18 protein-coding genes and 1 pseudogene are annotated in these 22,426 nt (G+C 41.6%); 7 read left to right on the forward strand and 12 right to left on the reverse strand.

What is annotated here, in order from left to right; all coding sequences use genetic code 11:
• The 5 genes and pseudogenes from B2Y23_RS05815 to B2Y23_RS05835 all read left to right on the forward strand — a co-directional run.
• Positions 1–348: ATP-binding cassette domain-containing protein (locus B2Y23_RS05815; RefSeq protein WP_291369570.1), on the forward strand; the 348-nt coding region annotated here is incomplete at its 5' end.
• 830 nt (positions 349–1,178) lie between these two features.
• Positions 1,179–1,334: pseudogene (locus tag B2Y23_RS05820) on the forward strand (secretion protein HlyD); the annotation flags it as partial.
• A 112-nt stretch (positions 1,335–1,446) separates the two neighbouring features.
• Entirely contained in the window at positions 1,447–2,046 is a 600-nt protein-coding gene (locus B2Y23_RS05825; protein ID WP_291353940.1) for an IMPACT family protein, read from the forward strand.
• The gene (locus tag B2Y23_RS05830; protein ID WP_291353848.1) at positions 2,039–2,656 is read left to right on the forward strand and encodes a DapH/DapD/GlmU-related protein; all 618 of its coding nucleotides are present in this window, start codon (positions 2,039–2,041) and stop codon (positions 2,654–2,656) included. Before B2Y23_RS05825 ends, B2Y23_RS05830 begins: the two co-directional genes overlap by 8 nt.
• Before the next feature lie 134 nt (positions 2,657–2,790).
• Positions 2,791–3,633 (forward strand): universal stress protein, encoded by an 843-nt coding sequence (locus B2Y23_RS05835; RefSeq protein ID WP_291353850.1) that lies wholly within the window; start codon positions 2,791–2,793, stop codon positions 3,631–3,633.
• 142 nt (positions 3,634–3,775) lie between these two features.
• On the opposite strand, the gene B2Y23_RS05840 is transcribed toward B2Y23_RS05835, so the two are convergent.
• From B2Y23_RS05840 to B2Y23_RS05895, 12 genes are all read right to left on the reverse strand, one after another.
• Positions 3,776–4,441, reverse strand: a complete 666-nt coding sequence (locus B2Y23_RS05840) for an O-methyltransferase (RefSeq protein ID WP_291353942.1) — start codon at positions 4,439–4,441, stop codon at positions 3,776–3,778.
• A 135-nt stretch (positions 4,442–4,576) separates the two neighbouring features.
• Positions 4,577–5,290, reverse strand: a complete 714-nt coding sequence (locus tag B2Y23_RS05845) for a D-Ala-D-Ala carboxypeptidase family metallohydrolase (RefSeq protein WP_291353852.1) — start codon at positions 5,288–5,290, stop codon at positions 4,577–4,579.
• 141 nt (positions 5,291–5,431) lie between these two features.
• Positions 5,432–5,755, reverse strand: coding sequence for a ferredoxin FdxA (fdxA, locus tag B2Y23_RS05850; RefSeq protein ID WP_086197921.1), 324 nt, complete (start codon positions 5,753–5,755; stop codon positions 5,432–5,434).
• 200 nt (positions 5,756–5,955) lie between these two features.
• The gene (gene mutS, locus B2Y23_RS05855; RefSeq protein ID WP_291353855.1) at positions 5,956–8,598 is read right to left on the reverse strand and encodes a DNA mismatch repair protein MutS; all 2,643 of its coding nucleotides are present in this window, start codon (positions 8,596–8,598) and stop codon (positions 5,956–5,958) included.
• Between the two features lie 330 nt (positions 8,599–8,928).
• Positions 8,929–10,938: an esterase/lipase family protein gene (locus B2Y23_RS05860; protein ID WP_291369572.1), complete on the reverse strand. Its 2,010-nt coding sequence runs from the start codon at positions 10,936–10,938 to the stop codon at positions 8,929–8,931.
• Positions 10,939–11,068: 130 nt separating this feature from the next.
• A complete protein-coding gene (locus B2Y23_RS05865) occupies positions 11,069–11,983 on the reverse strand; it encodes an ABUW_2363 family tetratricopeptide repeat lipoprotein (protein ID WP_291353859.1) in 915 nt (304 codons plus the stop codon).
• Positions 11,984–12,095: 112 nt separating this feature from the next.
• Positions 12,096–12,905 (reverse strand): serine O-acetyltransferase, encoded by an 810-nt coding sequence (gene cysE, locus B2Y23_RS05870; RefSeq protein ID WP_291353861.1) that lies wholly within the window; start codon positions 12,903–12,905, stop codon positions 12,096–12,098.
• Positions 12,898–13,755, reverse strand: coding sequence for an RNA methyltransferase (locus tag B2Y23_RS05875; RefSeq protein ID WP_291353863.1), 858 nt, complete (start codon positions 13,753–13,755; stop codon positions 12,898–12,900). Before B2Y23_RS05875 ends, cysE begins: the two co-directional genes overlap by 8 nt.
• A gap of 32 nt (positions 13,756–13,787) precedes the next feature.
• Entirely contained in the window at positions 13,788–17,357 is a 3,570-nt protein-coding gene (gene dnaE / locus B2Y23_RS05880; protein WP_291353865.1) for a DNA polymerase III subunit alpha, read from the reverse strand.
• Between the two features lie 238 nt (positions 17,358–17,595).
• Complete coding sequence (locus B2Y23_RS05885) at positions 17,596–18,291, reverse strand: methionine ABC transporter permease (RefSeq protein WP_291353866.1); 696 nt, start codon at positions 18,289–18,291, stop codon at positions 17,596–17,598.
• Entirely contained in the window at positions 18,288–19,313 is a 1,026-nt protein-coding gene (locus B2Y23_RS05890; RefSeq protein WP_291369574.1) for a methionine ABC transporter ATP-binding protein, read from the reverse strand. Before B2Y23_RS05890 ends, B2Y23_RS05885 begins: the two co-directional genes overlap by 4 nt.
• Before the next feature lie 73 nt (positions 19,314–19,386).
• Positions 19,387–20,259, reverse strand: a complete 873-nt coding sequence (locus tag B2Y23_RS05895) for a MetQ/NlpA family ABC transporter substrate-binding protein (RefSeq protein ID WP_291353872.1) — start codon at positions 20,257–20,259, stop codon at positions 19,387–19,389.
• Between the two features lie 821 nt (positions 20,260–21,080).
• Here B2Y23_RS05895 and B2Y23_RS05900 point away from each other — a divergent pair.
• Both B2Y23_RS05900 and B2Y23_RS05905 read left to right on the forward strand, forming a co-directional pair.
• On the forward strand, positions 21,081–21,494 hold the full coding sequence (locus tag B2Y23_RS05900) for a MarR family winged helix-turn-helix transcriptional regulator (protein ID WP_291369576.1): 414 nt from the start codon (positions 21,081–21,083) through the stop codon (positions 21,492–21,494).
• Positions 21,491–22,363: an alpha/beta fold hydrolase gene (locus B2Y23_RS05905; RefSeq protein WP_291369578.1), complete on the forward strand. Its 873-nt coding sequence runs from the start codon at positions 21,491–21,493 to the stop codon at positions 22,361–22,363. The genes B2Y23_RS05900 and B2Y23_RS05905 overlap by 4 nt, the downstream gene beginning before the upstream one ends.
• Positions 22,364–22,426 lie beyond the last annotated feature (63 nt).

Raw genomic sequence — 22,426 nt, forward strand, 5'->3', positions numbered from 1 at the left:
ATCAGTCACATCAAGGATTCATTAGGCATGAGTGTGTCTGGGGGGGAACGCCGTCGTGCAGAAATTGCTCGAGCATTGGCTGCTGATCCTAAGTTTATGCTGCTGGATGAACCTTTTGCCGGGGTCGATCCTATTTCTGTAGGGGATATCAAGGATATTATTCGTAATCTTAAAGATCGTGGCATTGGGGTATTAATTACCGACCATAATGTACGTGAAACTTTGGCCATTTGTGAGCACGCTTATATTGTCAGTGAAGGTGCGGTAATTGCAGAAGGTACCCCGCAAGAAGTGCTTGCAAATGACACTGTGCGTAAAGTTTATTTGGGTGAAGATTTTACAGTTTAATTATTATTTTAAAAAAGGATGATTTTGTATTAAAAAGTGACAAGATCATCCTTATATTAATAAGTATAAAAAAAGACAATTACTTAATAATAACAGGCGTATTAGGGATTAAATGCGTAAGTTCTCATAAAAATAATTGCCATTCACATGATGCTAAAGAATCACAATAACAGGTTTTATGCCAAAAAATTCTCGTAAAAAGCACGCAAAGTCTGATCTGTAGCGTGACTTTGCATATCAGCTATGCTCAGGCAGACAGTTCACAAGCGTTTTTGCAGTCATTTAAGTCAGGCATGAGTCAGGTTTTTTGTTCTAAAATCCAATGAAAACTACAATAAAGCAGATATTCATGCGCTCAGTAACTTTCAATTAGATACCTCTAAGGTCCGCGAAATACCGCAAATACCAGCAACCAATCGCCCGCAGGTGTTTTCAAAAAATCAGGCAGTTTCTCAACCTGATACTCAATTAACCTTTAATGCCACTATTCTCAAGGCATTACAGCGTAATCCGGAAATAGCCCAAAACATATCGGAATTGGCTGTTTAGAATACTTATATCGATATTACTAAAGCTGGTTACTATCCACAGCTTTCAGGAGAAATTTCCACGGGCGACTTGAGCTCTGGTGAGCGTGGAAGTCAAATGATCAGCTTAAATGCGATTCAAATACTCTATGATTTTGGCAAGGTCAAAAAAAGTAGCGTAGATATTCAGCAGGCCAAGCTCGCAACTTAACAGACAGGCGTTTTAATCAGCATTGATAACATGGCTTAGGAAACGGCTACAGCGATTGTTAATATTAAACGTTACCGCGCAATTACTCGTATTGCAATTCCGATAAGCTGAGCAATAAGGCAGGCCAGCAATTCAGTATTACCCCAGGTATGGTAGCCACGGTAGATATTAAAACGGATGAAAAGTCTGTCGTAGATTACCTGATTAAGCCATTCAATAAAGCGCAGGAAGCTTTACGTGAACGTTAATTAGAATTTATAGACCTGTTTAAAAAGCCTCCTTGAGCTAGGAGGTTTTTTGTATCTGCAAGCGGTTAAAAACAGGCTATACTGGCGTAGTGCTGTTATTTATTCCAGATTTATGCCATTTACCATTGCCTCATCCGTTACTTTTGAAGAAGACATTAAAAAAAGTCGCTTTCAGGCGATTGCTGCAGCAGTAGAAAATGAACAGGATGTCAAAAACTTTTTAGAGCTGCATAAAGATAGCACCACAACACATCAGTGCTGGGCCTGGAAAATCGGCCACCATGTACGCTTCAATGATGATGGTGAGCCATCGGGAACTGCTGGACGTCCCATTCTGGCCACCATTGAAGGTAATGAACTGACCAATATCATCGTTCTGGTCAATCGTTGGTATGGAGGGATTAAACTCGGAACGGGCGGTCTGGTTCGTGCCTATGGCGGTTGTGCAGGGCAGTGCCTGTTACTGGCGGAAAAAATCGAACTGATCGAAAAGAAGAAAGTCAGCTTTGCCTGTCAGTTTAACGAATGGGCCATTTTTCAGTATGAATTAAACCAGCAACAGATCGAGTTTAAAGAACAATATACTGCGATGGGCGTAGAGGTGGAAGCCTTGTTACAAGTTCATCAAATAGAACCCTTGTTATTGAAAATTCAGGATGTGACCCGTGGTCGTGAACAACTGAAAATTGTAGAAGAGTCAGACCATGACTGAACAAGATCCGTTATTAAAATATCGTGAACAGCATAAGCATCGTTTGAACTACATGCCTTGGCTGTACTGGTCATTAAAACCGAAAAATCGCGGCTGGGCGGAAGAGTGGCAAAAAGAATATCAAGCTTATTTGATGGAAATGGAAACAGTGGAAATTGGTGAAAACTGTTTCATTTCACCACTGGCCCATATTTTTGCCGAGCCGGGCCGGAAAATTACGATTGGAGACAATTGCTTTATTGCCGCAGATTGTACCTTGCATGGCCCTTTAGAAATTGGCAATGAAGTCGCCATCAACCATCACTGTATTCTCGATGGGGGGCGTATGGGGATCAAGCTGCATGATCAGGTGCGTATGGCCGCATATTGCCATCTCTATGCTTTTGACCACGGCATGGAACTTGCGCAGCCCATTTACCAGCAGGCGGTACGTTCTCAGGGGATCGAGATTGGGCAAGATGTGTGGTTGGGTGCACATGTCGGGGTCAAGGATGGGGTAAAGATTGATGCGCATGCCATTGTCGGCATGAATAGCATGGTCACAAAAAATGTTGAAAAAGCCACTATTGTCGCGGGTAATCCGGCCAGATTTATTCGGCATCGCGATTAAAAAAAATCAATAAAATGAAGATGAATTGGGGTGAAAATTCGATTACATAAAAGCATGCAAAGTATGTAACAGATATGCTAAGTTAAAAATAACAATTAGACTTAAAGCCTGGATTGGCGAAAAGCGAGGCGAAAATGAAACGTGTAATCGCTTGTATTGATTCTTCTCCATGTGTAAACGCGGTTGCTGAAGCTGCGGCATGGGTTGCAAAGCAGACACAACGTGAACTGGTATTATTACAGGTTTTAGATTATTACCCTGCGAGTTATCATTTGGGTGAAATCAGTGGGGTAATTGGGTTTGAAAGTAATGCAATGTTACTCAAAGAACTGGCAGAACTTGAACAAAAACAAAGTGAGCTGGCACTCGATTACAGCAATAATCTTCTAAACCATATTTCTGAAATGATTCAGCAAAAGTACCAGCTCACTGCCTCACACCTGCAAGAAAAAGGCGATTTTCTAGAGCAAAGTTTTCAAGTGCTGAAAGAAGATGATATCGCCGTTATTGGCCGGGTGGGAGAGCGTTCTGCGGAACGAAACAAGCCAATCGGCAGTAATGTGGAAAATTTTATCCGTGGCGCAAAATGTACCGTGATGACTGTCGGAGAGCAGTTTAAGCCCCCAACACGCTTTATTTTTGCTTATGAATATTCACCGACCTGCGTTAACCTGATGAAACGTGTAGCGCAAAGTGATTTACTCAGATTATTACAATGTCATTTGTTATATGTCGGTGATCATCCGGAAATACTGAATGAACCTTCACAGTATTTACGTGATGCAGATCTTGATGTCATTACAGAATACCGTTACGGCGATGTTTCAGAAAATATACTGGAATACCAAAGCGAACATGGTATACAACTGATTGTACTGGGTGCATTTAGTCACAGTAAAATTCGCCAGTTCTTTTTGGGTAGCGTGGCAACCAGTATATTCCGAAATTCAACCGTGCCATTATTGGTGGTGAAATAAGTTAATCATTACTTGATGAATATGGTTAATAATTGGTCATAGTTATCCGCATAACTTGTGGATAACTATATGGACAGTGTTTGTAATTTATTAATAAATAGAGAAAAAAACAAAAAGATTGTTTTTTAACCTTTGTGTCATATTATTTCACTATGGCGATAGCGAAGCCATCATGCCCTTTGCTTCCAACTGTTTGTAATGCAGTACAAGACAGAAGTCGAGGATGTTTTTGCAAGGCTGCAAACATATCGCGAATGCCTTCAATACTTGGCTTGTGGTTTTCTGGATTAATGATCTCGCCGGCACGAATTACATTATCCAGCACAATAATAGTACCTGAATGCGACAGGTTAAGGCTCAGTTCCAGATACTCCGCATAACTCTGTTTGTCGGCATCAATGAAAATAAAATCAAAGGGTTCAAAATCTGCAGGCAATGCTTTCAAGACGTCAGCTGCACGACCTACTTTAAGCTCAATAGTCTGCGGAAGTTTGGCATGATCAATATTTTCCTGACCCAAGGCTGCATGGGTATCACGACCTTCAATAGTCAGGATATAACCATCTTCAGGCAGAGCACGCGCAAGCCACATGGTACTGTAGGCAGCAAAGGTACCCAGTTCAAGCACACGCTTGCACTTGTTCATTTGAATCAGCATTTGCAGCAGCATGCCCTGATTGGGCGCGACTGCGAGGTGATCTGGAAAACCTTTATCTTCAGTGTTTTTTAATGTCTGTTGCAGAATAGGGTCTTCTGGAATTAAATGTGAATCGATGTAGGCATCAATCTCTGTCCACATTTGTTGCATAGTCTGGTCACCTTTGTTGCGATGCATGCATTTTAAACCTTTCCTTTCAGAGTGCAATTTATCGTTTGGATTTCTTGAAAATAGCGCAATAAAAAAGAGATCACCGAGATCTCTTTTTGATATAAATATATAATTTTAAAAATTACACATCGAGCTGTGGCGCGACAGGTCAGGACCCCAGGTACGGTACCCTTGAGTATCAATATGGATTTGACCCGAAGCATAGAGCCCAAGTCCCATATTCAGGCTTTGTCCGTGCTGTGCCCAGAATTGACATAATTTGAATTTGGTATTTTCAATAAATGCATAATCTTGTGCTTGGGGAAGTTCAGGCCCAATACGGAAATCGATGGCTGAATTAAACAAGTGGCGTGACGAATTTGCGCCACCCGCACATTGATTCAGTGGCAAATCCCGATAAACCGAGGTCACTTCAAAGTCGGTCAGCACTTTGGCGGCAACCAGATATTTAAATACGCGCAAAGTTGCAATTTGATTATTCCATAATTCACGATTTGGAATCATGTATTGAGAGCGGCCACATTTTTGCCAGTCACGCGCGGTACGTAATAATTCAAAACTCGGGATAATGTTACCCACACCATTACGTTCCAGAAAAACTTCATATTCACGGACACGATGCAAATTATCACCTAGCGCTACCCATGAATTATAAACATAAGGTACTGTTTTAGGTGGAATTGGGCGTTCAAGAATAATGCGTTCCTGGGGAATGAAGATCCGTTTTCCATCGGGTATTTGCCCTTGTTTCTGAGGAGATGTGGTACATCCAATCATGACAAGTGGGACCAGGCTCAAGCCCAGTAAGCCCTTTAAAACATGCTTCATTATAGAAATCAGATATTTATAAATACGAGTTATTTTAATCTAATTTAAAGGATAAAATTTGAAAATATTGCAATCAAATGTATTTTTTCAGTATAAAAAAAGATCAGCATGGGCTGATCTTTTTTAAGTGTGAAAACGGTCTTATTTTTCCAAGTATTGTAACTTGTCAGTTTTACCGTTCCATTCTTCACGGTCAGCAGGCTGATCACCAATTTGAGTAATGTTTGGCCATTTTTGTGAAAGATCAGCATTAAGTTCAATAAAGACTTCTTGGCCTTCTGGCAACTCATCTTCCGAGAAAATAGCATTTGCCGGGCATTCTGGTTCGCATAGTGCACAGTCAATACATTCATCTGGATTAATTACGAGGAAATTTGGACCTTCGTAGAAACAATCTACCGGACAAACTTCAACGCAGTCTTGGTATTTACATTTAATACAATTTTCAGTGACAACAAAGGTCATGGCGACAGCTACCTAAAAAATTTGGTTCTAATTACTCTTGCTGTATTTTAGGCAAAAATGCTGCTAAGTAACAATTGCTTTTATTGATATTTGTTATATATAGGGCTGTTAATTTTGATAAAAATTGAATATTTCATTAAATATATGTAGTAAATGAAAAAGACTTCTATTTAGAAGTCTTTTTCTGAGCCAGATTAAAATTAGCCTTCTAGTGCATCCTTTAATGCATAAATCTGTTGCAGGGCTTCGCGAGGAGAAAGATTATCCACATCCAGCGACCTTAACAGATTCAGTGCAGGAATCTCTTTTTCAATTTCTACCACACGCTCTATGATTTCAACTGTAGGTTCATCAATTGCGCTAAACAGGTCATTTTGTACAGCTTTACTCAGTTGTTGATGCTGAAGTTGCTGTTTTTCCAGAATCCTTAACCGGTTTTGCGCCTCTTTAATCACGCTAGCAGGAATCCCGGCCAATTTGGCTACCTGTAAGCCATGACTTTGGCTGGCAGGGCCATGTTGCACCTTATGCAGCAGAATTAAATTACCGTTCAGTTCCTTGGCTGTGACATGGTAATTATCAATTCCTGATTCTTTGCCCAGTTCAGTCAATTCGAAATAATGGGTCGCAAACAGGCACAGACATTTAATCCGTTTACTCAGATCAATGACACAGGCCCAAGCCAAAGACAGACCATCGTAAGTACTGGTGCCGCGTCCGACTTCATCCATCAGCACCAAAGATTGGTTGGTGGCATGATGCAGAATCTGTGAAGTTTCGGTCATTTCTACCATAAAGGTTGATTTGCCGGTAGACAGGTCATCTGCTGAACCGATCCGGGTAAAGACGCGATCAATCGGGCCTAATAGCGCCGATTTGGCAGGAACATAGGAACCGCAATAGGCCAGTAAACTGATCAGCGCGGTTTGGCGCATAAAGGTCGATTTACCGCCCATATTCGGACCGGTCACAATGGCCATACGGTGGTTAAAATCCAAAGTGGTGTCGTTTGGGGTAAAAGCGGTTTTGCTTAGAGCTTCCACGACTGGATGACGACCGGCAACAATTTTAACCCCAATTTCAGGGCTGAATTCTGGACGGGACCAGTTGCGTAAACGTGCCTGATGGGCAAAATTGGCCAACATGTCAATCTGTGCGATGGCACTGCTCATCATTTGCAAATTGCCAATGTCTTGACGCAATTCATCCAGCAGCATTTCAAACAGCATCTTCTCACGCGCAAGAGCACGTGATTCGCTGGACAGGACTTTATCTTCAAAAGATTTCAGTTCTGGCGTGATATAACGCTCAGCATTTTTTAAGGTCTGGCGACGAATATAATGATCCGGTGCCTGCTCGGCTTGAGCGCGGGTTAGTTCAATATAGTAGCCACTGACACGGTTATAGCCAATTTTCAGGGTAGAAATACCGGTATTGGCACGCTCTTGGGTTTCCAGATCAATCAGGAACTGGCCGGCATGATCACGGATTTTGCGCAGCTCATCCAGTTCGCTGTCGAAGCCTTCTGCAATGACATTGCCATCACGGAGTAATACCGGAGGATTTTCGACAACGGCAGACATCAGGCGTTGATGTAGGCCATGAAAATCACCCAGTTCATCCGCCAGTTGCTGAATCAGCGCGGACTGTCTAGTTTGGATCATGGGCTGAATGGCATGACGTAGCAGGGGAATCTGGGCGCAGGCTTGACGCAGCTGGACCAGATCACGCGGACGCGCACTACCCAAAGCGACACGGCTCAGCACACGTTCAACATCGCTAATATCTTTCAGCACCAGACGAATTGGTGCTTCATGATAACCATTCAACATGGCAGCAATAGCATCCAGACGGGCATCCAGTATTTTGGTGTCGCGTAATGGCTGCATTAAAGTACGACTGAGCAGTCGAGCACCCATGGCGGTCTGACAGTCATTGATCAGCTGGAATAATGATGTGCCATGATCAAACAATGGCTCGACTAATTCCAGGTTGCGACGCGTGACCGGATCCAGCGCAATAAAATCACTGCTTTGTTCCAGTTGAATGGAGCGAATATGCGGTAAAGCAGTTTTTTGGGTTTCTTTGGCATAATGAATCAGTGCCGCTGCCGCTGCCTTGGCCAGCGGTAAATGATCAATCCCAAAACCAGAAAGAGTCGCTACTGCAAACTGATCACATAAAGTTTTTTGTGCATTGTTCAGGTTGAAATCGACATTCGGGCGACGGGTTACAGGACAGTCGAGCTGCTTTTTAATCTGCTCAATGATATTAGGATCAACAATATCTTCATCTACCACAATTTCACTTGGCATTAAGCGCGAAAGCTCAATCGCCAGTTGCTCTTGTTGAAACTCCTGTTGCTGTACCTTGAAAATACCGGCACTTAAATCGAGCAGTGCTATACCAATCTGACCTTGCTGAAGACAGAGTGCCACAAGATTGGAAGATTGATGACTATTCAATAGCGCATCATCGGTCAGGGTACCCGGGGTAATAATACGCACTACACCGCGTTCAACCGGACCTTTACCAGTCACTTCACCCAGTTGTTCGCAAATGACCACGGTTTCGCCTTTCTTGACCAGACGGGCCAGATAGCCTTCAGCAGCATGATAAGGAACACCTGCCATGGGAATTGGTTCGCCATTGGCCTTACCGCGGTGGGTTAAGGTAATCCCCAATAATTTGGCTGCTTTATGGGCATCGTCAAAAAACAGTTCATAAAAGTCACCCATACGATAAAACATCAGGGAGTGGGGATGCTGCATTTTGACGCTCATGTACTGCTGCATCATTGGCGTTAAGGTGGAAAGATCAGCCATGATTTCCGGGTAACTCATTGAGGTAAAATCCTTAAATATTTAAATAGATCTAATCGTTAAAAAACTTGGCTGTCTCACCAATTTCAAATTCAAGTCTAAAACTCTCATCGCTCAATCTTAGATTGTGACTTTGCTATCATTATTATTTTCAAGCCAACATGATCTATGAAAGAACGCAGTTTCATTCGCTCAGACATCTTATCAAATTTGCATGAATTGCGAAAAATGCTTTGCAGTAAATGGACAAAAATTAGGACAACAGTTGGAGGGGTTTTATCGCAGGGCAGATCGACCGACAATGGAAATGAGATTGCCGGCCGATATGCAATTGGAAAATTCAAGAAGACATTAAGGTTGATGTAAACCGAGCTTGGTCAGATGCAGACGCAAGATACGACGCAATTCTAAAATAGCCTCAGGGGTTTCCTGAATGGAATGATCACCTTTAATAATTTTTTCCGAAACCGCACCGTCCAGATGGGCACTCTTATACGGCACCACATCGTCAGTAATCACATTGATGTCATCACTGTCGGTGATATTGCCAATAATGGAATGGAAAGCCAATCCTTTACGTGGGTTAATGTTTTTAGTTAGTTCAATAAACTTGGACTGATAACTTAAATCACTCGGTCCATTTTGAATCAGGCCATGATCAATCTGCTGTAACAGCTCTTTTAAATCCAGATCCTGACTTTGTAATGTGTCGCCTACAGCAGAGAGAAATGCACTCGGTATACGGATAATTTTACGCGCCGCCTTGGTAAACCAGCGATCAGCGTAATCAGTTCCTTTATGCGGAGTAGCCAGAAAAATCGCACGAGAGAAATTAGGAATGTCCTTGATCACTAAACGTTGCGAAATAATCGGTAATTTTTGAAATTTGTTTAACTGGCGATTATTCATCATGGCTAAGGCTTTTTTGGTCACGTCGGCATCGCTGACCAACAGTCGGGCAATAATGCCGCCCATACTATGTCCAACCAGTACTGCATCTTTTTTGGCCGGGGCATTGGCATCAACCTGGGCAAAGGCTTGGTTCAATAGGGCATAAATCTGGAAACGGCTTTCCATAATCGGCATATTGGTTGAATAGAATACCTGCCAGACCTGGAAGTTTTCTCGTAGCACCGTATCGCCCATAATGTCATTGGTAAGCCGAATCCATGCTTCGGGGCTACTGGCCAGGCCATGGATCAATACAATCACTTTTTTATTCGGATTATAAGGTTCAAGCATATATAAATGCGGCATGGTTAGATGATCATCACGATCAATCAAGGTTAAGTAGGCCGCTCTGCCAAGATTATTTTGTGCCAGCCATAAGCCATAAGGGGTAGAAAAGTTTCCAGCTAGCGGATAGGTTTTGCCGGCCATATTGACCTGATCATATTTGTAAGGATCAAAAGCTTTTATTTCAAATTCTGCATTGTTTAAAATATCTTCTATATTTCTGGCCGATTTAGGCTGTGCAGTCAGGGTTGCCGCTAAATAACGAGCCTGATGAATATTCGGATTGACACCGTTTTTGTAGCTGAAATTCATCGGGTCAATAATATATTTATTTTTCCCTTCGCCAATATCATCCTTGACCTGCGGTAGAACCAGGACAAATTCTGAACCAAAACCATCACGACGGTTGATTGAGCGTAATCCTGAAAAATTCAGGTTATAACTGGAAAGCAGTTGTTCAATTTTCTGGTTTTTCAGTTGGGGATAGTGATCAAAGTTGATCTGATAAATACTTTTGCCCACCTTGACCTGTGGGTCAACTACAGTAGGTTTGTGGCGCAAGGCATAGGCAGTGACCAGTTTAGCCAAGGCTAAATTATAAAAGTCACGTATTTGAACTTGCCGGTTGTCAAAAATGCGGTCCGAGGGCTGACGTTTGGTTTTAAACATGTAGGCGTAGCTATAACGGATACTTTTATCCAGCATATACAGTTGCTGATCCAGACATTTATCATAAGTCACTTGTTGCTGTTTTTGTTTTTCTTCAGATCGGGTACTGGTTAAAGTTCCCGTTTTGCAGTCTGAAGAGTTTTCAAATTCCAAGGCTTTGGCGAGGTAAATTTCACTGGATGTAGAGAGCAATTGCTCATCCTGAATTTGCGGAATCTGTTGCAGTTCCTGAATACACTGGTCAGGTTCATCGGAACAGATTCGGGCTTCGCGGCCGGTCATGGACAGTACGTTTAAACTGGCTTCGCTTAATTTATTGCGGGTAAGAATACTTTCACGTTCATTGGCAATTGTGACATTGATGCCTTGGCTTTTCACGCTCACAATTTGACAGCCTGTAAGCAAATAACTACTCAGCAGCGAGGCAAATAAAACTTTATATATTGGTTTTGGCATAAAGATTGTCAACTAAGTATTGTTTGAATTTTTCTTCATCATACGATATTTCTTCTAATTTTCAATTCGTGCATAAAAAAATAGACCGTTTTGAGCGGTCTATTTAAAAGGCTAATTGAACAATCTAACTTTAAGGTGTTTGAGTCGGATTAAGCACCTGCCATACATTCCAGCGGCCTTGCTTTTCAATTTCAGCAATTAAACGGTCAGCCACTTCAGCTTCTTGCGGATATTTGACTTTGTAATTTTTCAATACCTGAATCGCATTTTTCTTTTGCTCCATGGCAATGTAATTATTTGCCGCGGATAAATACGCTTCCTGCACCCCAGCTTTCATGGCTTTGTCTAAATAAGAAATAGCTTCACGTTGACCACCACCTTCAGATAAGCCAAAACCGAACCAGAAGTTTGCTTCGGCATCATCTGTGTTCATTTTTAAAATGCGCTGTGCATAGGTTAAAGACTTGGTGGTATAGACTGAACCCAAGTCTAGGTTACGCGCCATCACGCTGGCTTTAAATGCACGGATCAACACATCAAAAGAAGCATTGTCTTTAGAAGCCAGGGTATCAAGCTGCTGAGTCACCTGTTTCAGTTTCGCTTCAAAGCCTTTACGTTCCTGACGCTCAGTAAAACGAGGCGGATAATGGCGCGCTTTGCCTTCTACCAGTTGCAAGAAGTCATCAATTTCAGTCACATCAAATTCATTGTCACCCGCCATAACCGCATATTTTAGATTACGTTGATTGCTGTTTACTGTAGGAATAATCAGCTTATTGACATCTAAAATTACTTTTTTAGTCGGATCACCCGGCAGGGTAACTTCCATTTTAGTCACTGGTTGTGCCGCTGCTTGTTTTAATGCAATTTCAAATGGAGGCGGTGCATCATAGTTAAATGGATTCAGCGCATAGAATGGAGCAGTCAATTCCGGTTCAGTGAAAACGATGGGTGTATTCGTATTTTTATTTTCTGTTGGGGTCGAACTACATGCTGAAAGTAAAGAAATAGCAATCAATGTACATGCCAAAGGCTTAAGGGTCATATTGGTCATCCGTTCATTTAATTTTAAAAATTGGTCAATAGGTATGTTCCTCAGTCTAAAAAAACTCTGGGGAACATACAAGTAAGGGCTTGTTAAGATTCAGAACAGCGCTTTAGGCTTTGGATTGACTGCTTTGTGCTTCACATTCACGGCGCACATCTTCAATAATTTTAAGTTCTTCAACACTAAAAGGTTGCTCATTTTGCTGCTGCTTTTTAAAGCTCGGATCAAGCAATGATAGACGCTGACATAAGGTATTCATGCGTTTTTCATTGAGTTGAATCCGGTCTAGCAACACGCGCATACCATCCAGAATCGGGTCAGACTGGTCCTGAGTTGCCGCATAAGGCTGGAAGCCAATGCTTTCCGCATAATCACGACGACGTGCTTCTTCAGCATCCTTCGGTTGATCTTTGGTAATGAAACGGGCCGGGTTGCCAACAGCAGTTGTATTGGGCGGTACGGCTTTGGTCACCACCGCATTGGAACCGACTTTGGCATTTTTACCCACGGTAAAAGGTCCCAGAATTTTGGCGCCTGCACCCACAACTACACCATCTTCCAGCGTAGGATGGCGCTTGCCTTTGTTCCAGGTGGTACCGCCAAGGGTGACGCCGTGATAAAGCGTGACATCATCACCAATTTCGGCAGTTTCACCAATCACCACGCCCATGCCATGATCGATAAAGAAACGGCGACCGATTTTGGCACCCGGGTGAATTTCGATACCGGTTGCAAAACGGCTAAAAGAAGACAGCAGGCGAGCAGAGCCTTTACACTCTTTTTGCCAAAGTTCATGGGCAATACGGTGCATAATCAGTGCGTGTATGCCTGGATAGGTAGTAAGAACTTCTAAGGTGTTTCGTGCTGCAGGATCGCGCGCGAATACAGCCTGTATGTCTTCTCTGAGCTGTTTAAGCATTAGATTGATCCTCTGAAGAATCGGTTGTTTTGTCTGTAGATTTTTTCCATGTACCATTATTCAATGCTTGTACACGGCTAAAGATGCCACGAAGTAAATGGTATTCCATACGGTCTAATTGTATACGTCCAAATAGACGACGCAAGCGTAAAGGCAACAATCGTGGGTTTTTCGGGTCCATAAATTCAATTTCTGCCAGCATTTTTTCAATATGCGGGTAAAACTGTTCCATCTGTTCATGGGTCACCAAAGGTACATCCCACTGCATGTCAATTTCATCAGTGACATGCATGGTGGCGTTAGGGTCTTCAGCCTGATCGGTCAATGCCATGGCGGCCATACGCATTTCATAGCAAATCACCTGAATGGCCTGAGCGACATTCAGTACGCCATAATCGCTATTGACCGGAATAGTGACATGGTAATTGGCCATTGCCAGTTCTTCATTGGTCAGACCGCGGTCTTCACGGCCAAAAATTACCGCAATTTCCTGTTTGTCTTGTACCACTGCCTGAAGGGATTTCTCGGCTGCAGGACGGGCATCGAGCAAAGGCCAGGGAATGGTACGGCTACGCGCACTGGTTCCAAACACCAGATGACAATCTTTAATGGCTTCTTCTAAAGTGGGTACGATTTCAATCTGTTCAATCAAATCGGTAGCACCTGCGGCCAAGGCGTTAATATCCGGATGCGGATAGGTTTTAGGTTCAACCAGCACCAGCTTGGATAAGCCCATGGTTTTCATGGCACGTAAGGCACTGCCAATATTTGCAGGTAAGGTGGTATTGACCATGACAATACGCACATGGGAGAGATGTGCTGAAACCACAGCATTGTCAACTTGACTCATAATGTGTCCGATTAGAATTAAATATTTAAAAATTAAGAATATTGACTGGCTTCAGCCTGATACATATCCATTGCTTCATCCATGCTCACATTGGCTGGAGGAGGCGGGACATTTGCAGGCTTGGCCTGCTCATAACTCACGGCTTTGGCCGCTTTGGATTTGACCTGATATTCAATATGAATCACGTCTTTACCGAAATAGTCGCGTAATTTCGCCAGCAGTTCATCCAGAGGAGCCACGTTCCAGTTTAAGCCCAAGTTGATATCTGCGGACGCATAAGGATAATCAATATGTAATTGCACTGGAATATGGTTACACATATCCACATTACAAAATGGCGTTAAGATCTTGCGTAAATCTTGACTCAATGCTGGGCCTAGATGTTCCGGGTTCAGCTTGATTTGAATGCTATTGGCACGTTTTTGACGTATTTCATTCAGGCTAAACGCTTTGGTCAGGCGTCCCATTGGACGGTCAAAACCTTCACGTTCATAAATTTCGCCTTCAATCACCACCACTTTTTCATTTTGAATAATGTCTTTAAAGCGCTGGAAGCGTTCATGATTGGCTGATACTTCAATACGGGCGGTACCATCATCTAGCGTTACCATCATGCGGTTTGGGAAGTTGGCGATATCCACCACCAGACCGGCAAATACCGTGGTCACACCACGGCGTGTAGGCGTCAGTTCATTAATGCGCTGCGAAATAAATGCTTTTAGCTCTGGACGGTAAACATCAATCGGATGTCCGGTCAGGTACAGTCCTAAGGTATCTTTTTCACCTTTTAAGCGGACTTCATCGGACCACGGTTTAACCGGTTTTGAAGGTTTGCGCTGAACTTCTTCAACCTCACCGAATAAATCCATAATGCCGGATTCACGATTTGAACGCGCCTGTTCAGCCGCTTGTACGGCTTCTGGCAGTTGTGCCATCAGGTCAGCACGTTCAATACCCAGACAGTCCATAGCACCAGCACGAATGAGTGCTTCAAGGGTGCGCTTATTGATTTTTTTCATATCTACACGGTGGCAGAAATCAAATAAATCTTTATAAGGACCTTCTTGTGTACGTGAATCAATCACCGACTGCATGGCCGCTTCACCTACGCCTTTAATTGCACCCAAACCATAGACAATGGTTTTTGAATCACTGGCATGGAACTGATAAATCGACATATTCACGGAAGGAGGCAGCACTTCCAGATTGTTATGACGGCAGTCATCAATCAGGAATACCACGTTATCGGTATTTTGCATTTCCGATGTCATCACCGCTGACATAAATTCAGCAGGATAATGCGCTTTTAACCAGGCTGTTTGATAAGCAACCAGCGCATAGGCAGCCGCATGTGATTTGTTAAAACCGTAGCCTGCGAATTTTTCCATATAGTCGAAGATATGGTTGGCTGTGGCTTCATCGATATCTTTTTCAGCAGCACCCTTAATAAAGATTTGACGCTGCTTGACCATTTCCTCGGGCTTTTTCTTACCCATGGCACGGCGTAACAAGTCCGCACCACCCAAACTATAGCCGGCACAGAACTGTGCTGCCTGCATCACCTGTTCCTGATACACCATAATCCCGTAAGTCGGTTCCAGCACACCTTCTAATAAGGGATGCAGATATTCAAACTCACCACCATGCATACGGTGAATAAAGTCAGGAATAAGATCCATTGGACCTGGACGGTATAACGATACGAAGGCAATAATTTCTTCGAATTTGCTTGGACGTGCTTCCTTGAGCATTTTTTTCATGCCCACGGATTCAAACTGGAATACCGCTGTGGTATTGGCAGTCGCAAATACCTCATAGGCCGGTTTGTCATCGAGTGGAATATAAGAAATATCGACAGGTGTAGTAATATCTGCCCGAGCGTTGATATGCTTGATGGCATCTTCAATTACGGTCAGGTTACGCAGTCCCAAGAAGTCGAATTTGACCAGACCGGCAGCTTCCACATCGTCTTTATCAAATTGTGCGACGCGGTTAGTTCCATCGGCATCGCACATTACCGCTGAGTAGTCGGTCAGCTTAGTCGGTGCAATCACCACACCACCGGCATGTTTACCGGTATTACGGGTAATACCCTCAAGTTTGAGTGCCATTTCCCATATTTCAGCGGCATCGTCATTGTCTGGGTTGGATGGGTTGGTGACGATATCCTTAAGCTGTGGCTCAGCTTCCAGCGATTCTTCCAGACTCAAACCTAAGGGTTTGGTTGGAATCATTTTAGAAATACGGTCTGCCAAACCATAGGATTTACCCAATACACGTGCAACGTCCCGGATGGCACCTTTGGCCGCCATGGTTCCGAAAGTGGCGATCTGAGATACGGCATCTCGGCCATAGGTACGTGCCACATAGTCAATCACGCGGTCACGACCGGCAATACAGAAATCGACGTCAAAGTCGGGCATTGATACACGTTCCGGGTTCAGGAACCGTTCGAACAGCAGGTCGTAACGCAGTGGATCAAGATCGGTAATCTTTAAGCTATAAGCTACCAGTGAGCCGGCACCCGAACCACGACCCGGACCGACAGGTACACCATTACCTTTGGACCACTGAATGAAGTCCATCACGATCAGGAAGTAGCCCGGGAAGCCCATGTCGAGAATAATCTTCACTTCGAAGGCTAAACGTTCGTCATAGGGTTTACGAATTTCAGGCCAGTCTTCATCACGTTTTTCAGGCGGATACAAGAAATTTAAGCGCTCTTCCAGACCCTGTTCGGATAAATGCGCAAAGTAGGTATCAATGGTATGACCTTCCGGAATCGGATAGTCCGGTAAGTCATTAAAGCCTAAACGCAGGGTAACGTTACAACGTTTGGCTATATGGTAGGTATTTTCAATTGCGGTCGGAATGTCTGAAAATAATTCAGTCATTTCTAGCGAATTTTTGAAATATTGTTCTGGGCTATAAGTTTTAGGACGACGGTTATCGCCTAGTACATAACCATCGGCAATACAGACACGCGCTTCATGCGCTTCGAAATCTTCACGGCTAATAAAGTGCACATCGTTATGCGCGACTACACCAATATTATATTTTTTAGCGAGTTTAACCGCTTCTTCAATAAAGGCCTCTTCATCGGGACGCTGAGTACGACTCAAAGCCAAATAAACCCGATTGCCGAATTTTTCAATCCATTCCTGAAGTAGGGGTTCAGCCTTATCTGGATTTGAAGTGATCAGCATTTTGCCGACATCAGATTGCATGCCCAATAGCACAATCAGGTCTTGATGCTGATTGAGAATCCAGTCTTTTTGCACACATGGAATATCGAGTTGCTGACCGCGAATAAAGCCTTCAGATACCAGTTCGGTCAGATTACGCCAGCCTTTATTGGTCATCGACAACAATGTCACACGGTGTTCAGCATTATTCAGGCGAATTTCTGAACCTAAAATGGGTTTAATGCCTTTATCGAGACATTTTTTATAGAATTTTACTGCAGCATGCAGGTTGGATAAGTCGGTAATCGCCAGTGCTGGCATTTCATCATTTGCAGCAGCTTTAATAAGATCAGATACACGTACGATAGATTCTGTAATTGAAAATTCTGTATGTATACCAAGATGAACAAAGTGCATAAATGAGTCCCTGCAAAAACCACTGGATAGTTTAGCATGCTCTAATAAAAGTCATGGATTAATATTTAGCTAATTCAAGCTTAAAATTCGGCTTTTTGCAGCTGAATGGATGATGAGAGCTATACCAGCAGGTTCAACGATTTTGAAACACTGCATCTAGATTGGAAATCACGCTGTATTTCAAATCGCATTTCTAGATACAAAAAAGCCCTCAATTGAGGGCATTCAATGATGGGGATTATCTTAAGCGTGATAGCCATTCACCAAAGGTTTGTACAAATTGTACTAGCAATAACAAGACAATGACGGTCAGGATGACCACACTGGTATCAAAACGCTGGTAACCATAGGAAATGGCCAGATCACCAATCCCACCGGCACCCACGGCACCTGCCATCGCCGTTGCGCCAATCAGGCTAATGGTGGCTGTAGTCAGGTTTAAAATCAGCGAGCTGCGTGCTTCAGGCAAAATAAATTTGAAAATAATTTGCAGGGGAGAGGCACCCATGGCTTGTGCCGATTCAATAATGCCTTCATTTACTTCAAGCAATGAAGTTTCGATTAACCGGCCCATATACGGACCAATATAAATGGTCAGTGGCACAATGGCAGCCCATGTACCGATAGAGGTACCCACCAACAATTTAGTCAGCGGAATAAAGGCAATCAGCAGGATAATAAACGGCAAGGAACGCAGCGCATTTACAATCGGGTTTAAGCCATGATAAATCACCCGGTTTGGCAGAATGCCGTGAGGACGGGTCACCAGTAAAATGATGGCTTGAATAAAGCCCCAAATACAGCCGAACAGCATCGCAAAAAACACCATATGGAAAGTTTCTTGCAGGGCGGTAACAAACTGGTCAATTGAAAGTGAACTTTTCCAGTACGGTGCAGTGATTTCTGTCAGCCATTGAACAATTAAATCTCTCATGCGCTGACTCCAGATCGTTCAACTTTGACGCCATTTTGCTGGAAAAAAGCAATCGTCTGTTCAATTACAGCAGGATCACCCAATAGCTGTACAAACATTTGTCCAATCACTGAACCGTTAATTTCAGTCATATTGGCAAACAAAATATTCAAGCTGATATCAAACTGTTTAATGGCTGCCTGAACCACGGTTTCCTGTGCAGAAGTTCCGAGGAACTGCAAGCTGTAAATACTGTTATGATTTTGATTTTCTAAGTTTTGTAAAATATTGACAGGAAGCTGCTGCTGCAAAACGGTTTGAATAAAATTCTTGGTGGTTGGGTGCTTTGGCTGACTGAAAATTTCTAGCGTCGAACTGGTTTCGATCACCTGACCCTGTTCCATCACCGCAACATAATCACACACAGTTTCAATGACATCCATTTCATGTGTCACCATGACAATGGTAATGCCTTGTTCTTTATTAATCTTTTTAAGCAAATCTAAAACAGATTTGGTGGTCTGCGGATCCAGTGCTGAAGTCGCTTCATCGCAGAGTAAAATTTTCGGATGATTGGCGAGGGCACGCGCAATACCGACACGCTGTTTCTGACCGCCAGACAGTTCATCCGGGTAAGCATCTTTTTTATGCTTAAGATCAATAAACTCGAGCAATTCCGCTAAACGTTTTTCACGCTCGGCTTTGCTCCAGCCCAACAGTTTCATTGGCATTTCGATATTGGCTGCGACAGTTTTGCTCTGCAACAAATTAAAATGCTGAAAGATCATACCAATATTGGCACGTTCTTGACGTAATGAACGTGCATCCAATGCAGTAAAGTCTTTTTGATTAATGATGACTTGACCATCATTTGGTCGTTCGAGCAAATTAATCAGGCGGATTAAGGTACTTTTACCCGCACCACTATAGCCAATAATGCCAAAAATACTGCCATCTGGAATCTGTAAATTAATTTGATCCAGGGCACGAATTGTTTGACCTTTAAGCTGATAGTGTTTTGAAATATTTTTAAATTCAATCATATGGTCAAAAACTATCTATAAAAAGAAAAACAGGCAAAGAAACTTTGCCTGTTTAGATGTACCAATTATATTACTATTTTGCTTCAGTGAGATAGCTAATCGGTTTATTTACGTCAACTTTAGTGCCAGCAAATTTTTCCTGAACAAATTTTTTCACGGCTTCGGTGTGGTAAAGCGCGCCTACTTTTTTCAGCACAGGGTCATTTTGATGGTCAGCTGCAACAGCAAGAATATTGACATTCATTTTGGTGCTCTGGTCGATTGGCTCATAATAAATAGAGTCTTTCAGCACATTCAAGCCACCTTCCATTGCCAGGGTATTACCCAATACAATTGCATCGACTTCGTCTTTCACACGTACAGCAGTTGCCATCTGAATAGGTTTAATCACAATTTTTTTGTTGTTTTCAACAACATCAGCAGGTGTGCCTTTTACATTGTCAAAATTAGGTTTTAACTTAACCAAACCGGCAGATTGAAGTAACAATAATGCACGTGATTCATTTGCCCCATCATTAGGAATGGCAATGGTTGCACCTGTTTTAAACTCATCCAGTTTCTTCACTTTACTTGAGTAAATACCCATTGGTTCAAGGTAAGTAGTAGAAAGCGGGGCAATCTTGTCTTTATTGGACTCGTTGAAAGCAACCAGATAGGCATAAGACTGGAATGCATTCACATCAATTTCTTTATTGGCTACAGCAGTGTTCATAGACACATAGTCAGTAAAGTTTTTCACTTCTAGCTTAATGCCGGCAGCTTTGGTTTCCGGAAGGGCAGCAATATAACGCCAAACTTCAGCATCCGAACCTGTAGATGCCATAGTGACAGTTTGTAATCCCGAAGAATCTTTATTTTGAGCGGCATCAGATGCAGGTGCTTCTTGTTTGCCGCAGCCAGCTAAGCCAACGGTTAAGCCTAGTACAAGACCAAGGAGCTTTTTCATGTATTCATCCTAAGTAAATTTAATTTTGGCTTTAAATTTACGAATCTATTGTATTGAGAGATTAAATCAAGCTTGAATCAGTAAAAACCGATTGATGCATACGACTTTAAAATGACCTGAAATTCAATGCAATCAGATATCAGTCGCATAACCTAATCAATGTAAAGCTGTGAATAGCAAGTCTCACTATATCCAAAGCAGCTTTGTTCATTCAGGCTAACTTTAAATTTGGGTAATGATAGCAATTTTTTATTATGCATAATAGTGATTATAAATCTGATACTTAGCTTGTTTTTGAATAACAAAGTGAGATGTTTTAATAAATTAACTCATAAAACAATAGATTAAATTTATTGCAATGAATAAAACTGATAATTAAAAGAATTTTGTTTCTATATAAATTTTTAGAAAATATAAAGATGAAAAATGGATAAGTGACAATTTCATATTTTTAATATTGTTTCTTCAAGTTTACGAAGTCTTGTTGCTTGAATTCAGGATAGAAAGAGCCTAATAAATGGGTTTTTGAAAAATAATAGAAGTAGGAGATGAGTACAGGTTCTTATACAAAATATTGCTTTTAAGAATTGGGAGATTCTTGAGGAAATGAGGTCTTGAGAAATCAGAAATGGTAAAATTGGTTTCAAAGTTGGCTTTTTGCACTTTTTTAGGTTGAAATTAAACTACTAAGTTATTGATATTATGAGGAATATATAAATTTACTTCGTATAATCACCATTATGTTAAATAGGGTAATAATAGTTGCAATATTGTTGATCACTCAAGTATATTGCAACTATTATTTTGCTAAGGTTATCGTCATGATGGAAGTAGACTTCTTAATACAACAGAATTATATAGGTACACTTATAGGTAAAAAGTTAGATATAGCATTGAGCTTACATGGAATAAACTTTACTGAATTTATGGTGCTATACCATTTAAATACAGTCCAAGAAAGACAGTTGAGTCGTATTGCCTTAGCAGAAAAAGTTGCTTTATCTGCATCTGGAATAACACGAGTATTAATTCCAATGGAGAAAATAGGATTGGTTGAAAAAAATACTAATCCAAGGGATGCGAGACAAAGTTTAGTTCTTTTGACTCAGAGTGGAAAAGAGATCATGCAGAATGCAATCATAACAGTTGAGCATACTGCAGAAGCTGTATTTTCATTGTTCGACAAAGGTGAAATTTTAACGCTAATTTCTTTATTAAATAAGCTTAAACTATGAAAAATTTAACCCATTTATTAGATCGTGAAAAGTATAGACAACTGCTTATTGATCAAATAGGGCTCCCAATCAAGCAGAAAGAAATCGTTATTAATTCTATTAAAACTGCTTGGTTATCTGCTGGAAATTTTTCAGACGAATGCGATACTGTAATTTTATTACATGGGGCAGGAGCAGGAGCTGTTACTTGGTATCCGAATATTGCAAGTATTGCACAATTTTATCGTGTAATAGTACCTGACATAGTTGGTTACGGAGAATCTGATAAACCTGATGCTAGTTATGATCAAGAATATTTTTCAAATTGGCTGAATAGTTTTTTAGAAGCTTTAAATTTAACTAAAGTATACCTCGTAGGATCTTCTCAAGGTGGTGCAATTGCCATGCGCTTTACTTTAGAGTACTCCCAAAAAGTAGAGAAACTTGTATTGGTTAATAGTACAGGATTGGGTGCTAAACCTAAATTTTTACCATTTTTAGGGATGGTTTGGATGAATCTTCTTCCTTCTAAGTTAGCTAATAAGTTTTCCTCTAGATATCTTGTTGTGAAATCAAAAAATAAAAGTCAATATCACGGATACTACTCTATTGAAGTTATTAAAAGTTTAGGAGGTAAAAATGTATTTTTGCAAGGTAAAGGAGCAGTAGTCTCTAAAATACCAGAATATGATCTCAAAAAAATTAAACAAAAAACTTTAATTATTGTTGGTGAAAATGATCTATTTTTTTCAATAAATTATAGTGAGTTGGCATCTAAAATAATTCCAAATGCTAAGCTTAGAATAATTCCAAGTGCTGGTCATATGGCTTCAATAGATCAGCCAAAAATATTTAATGAAATTTTAATTGAATTTTTGAAAGAAAATTAAGATCTTCTAAAATTAACATAATACAGGTTATAATAAATAAATTTGTAACTCCAAAATAGAAAT

It is taken from the genome of Acinetobacter sp. UBA5934 (assembly GCF_002430855.1).
GTDB lineage: Bacteria > Pseudomonadota > Gammaproteobacteria > Pseudomonadales > Moraxellaceae > Acinetobacter.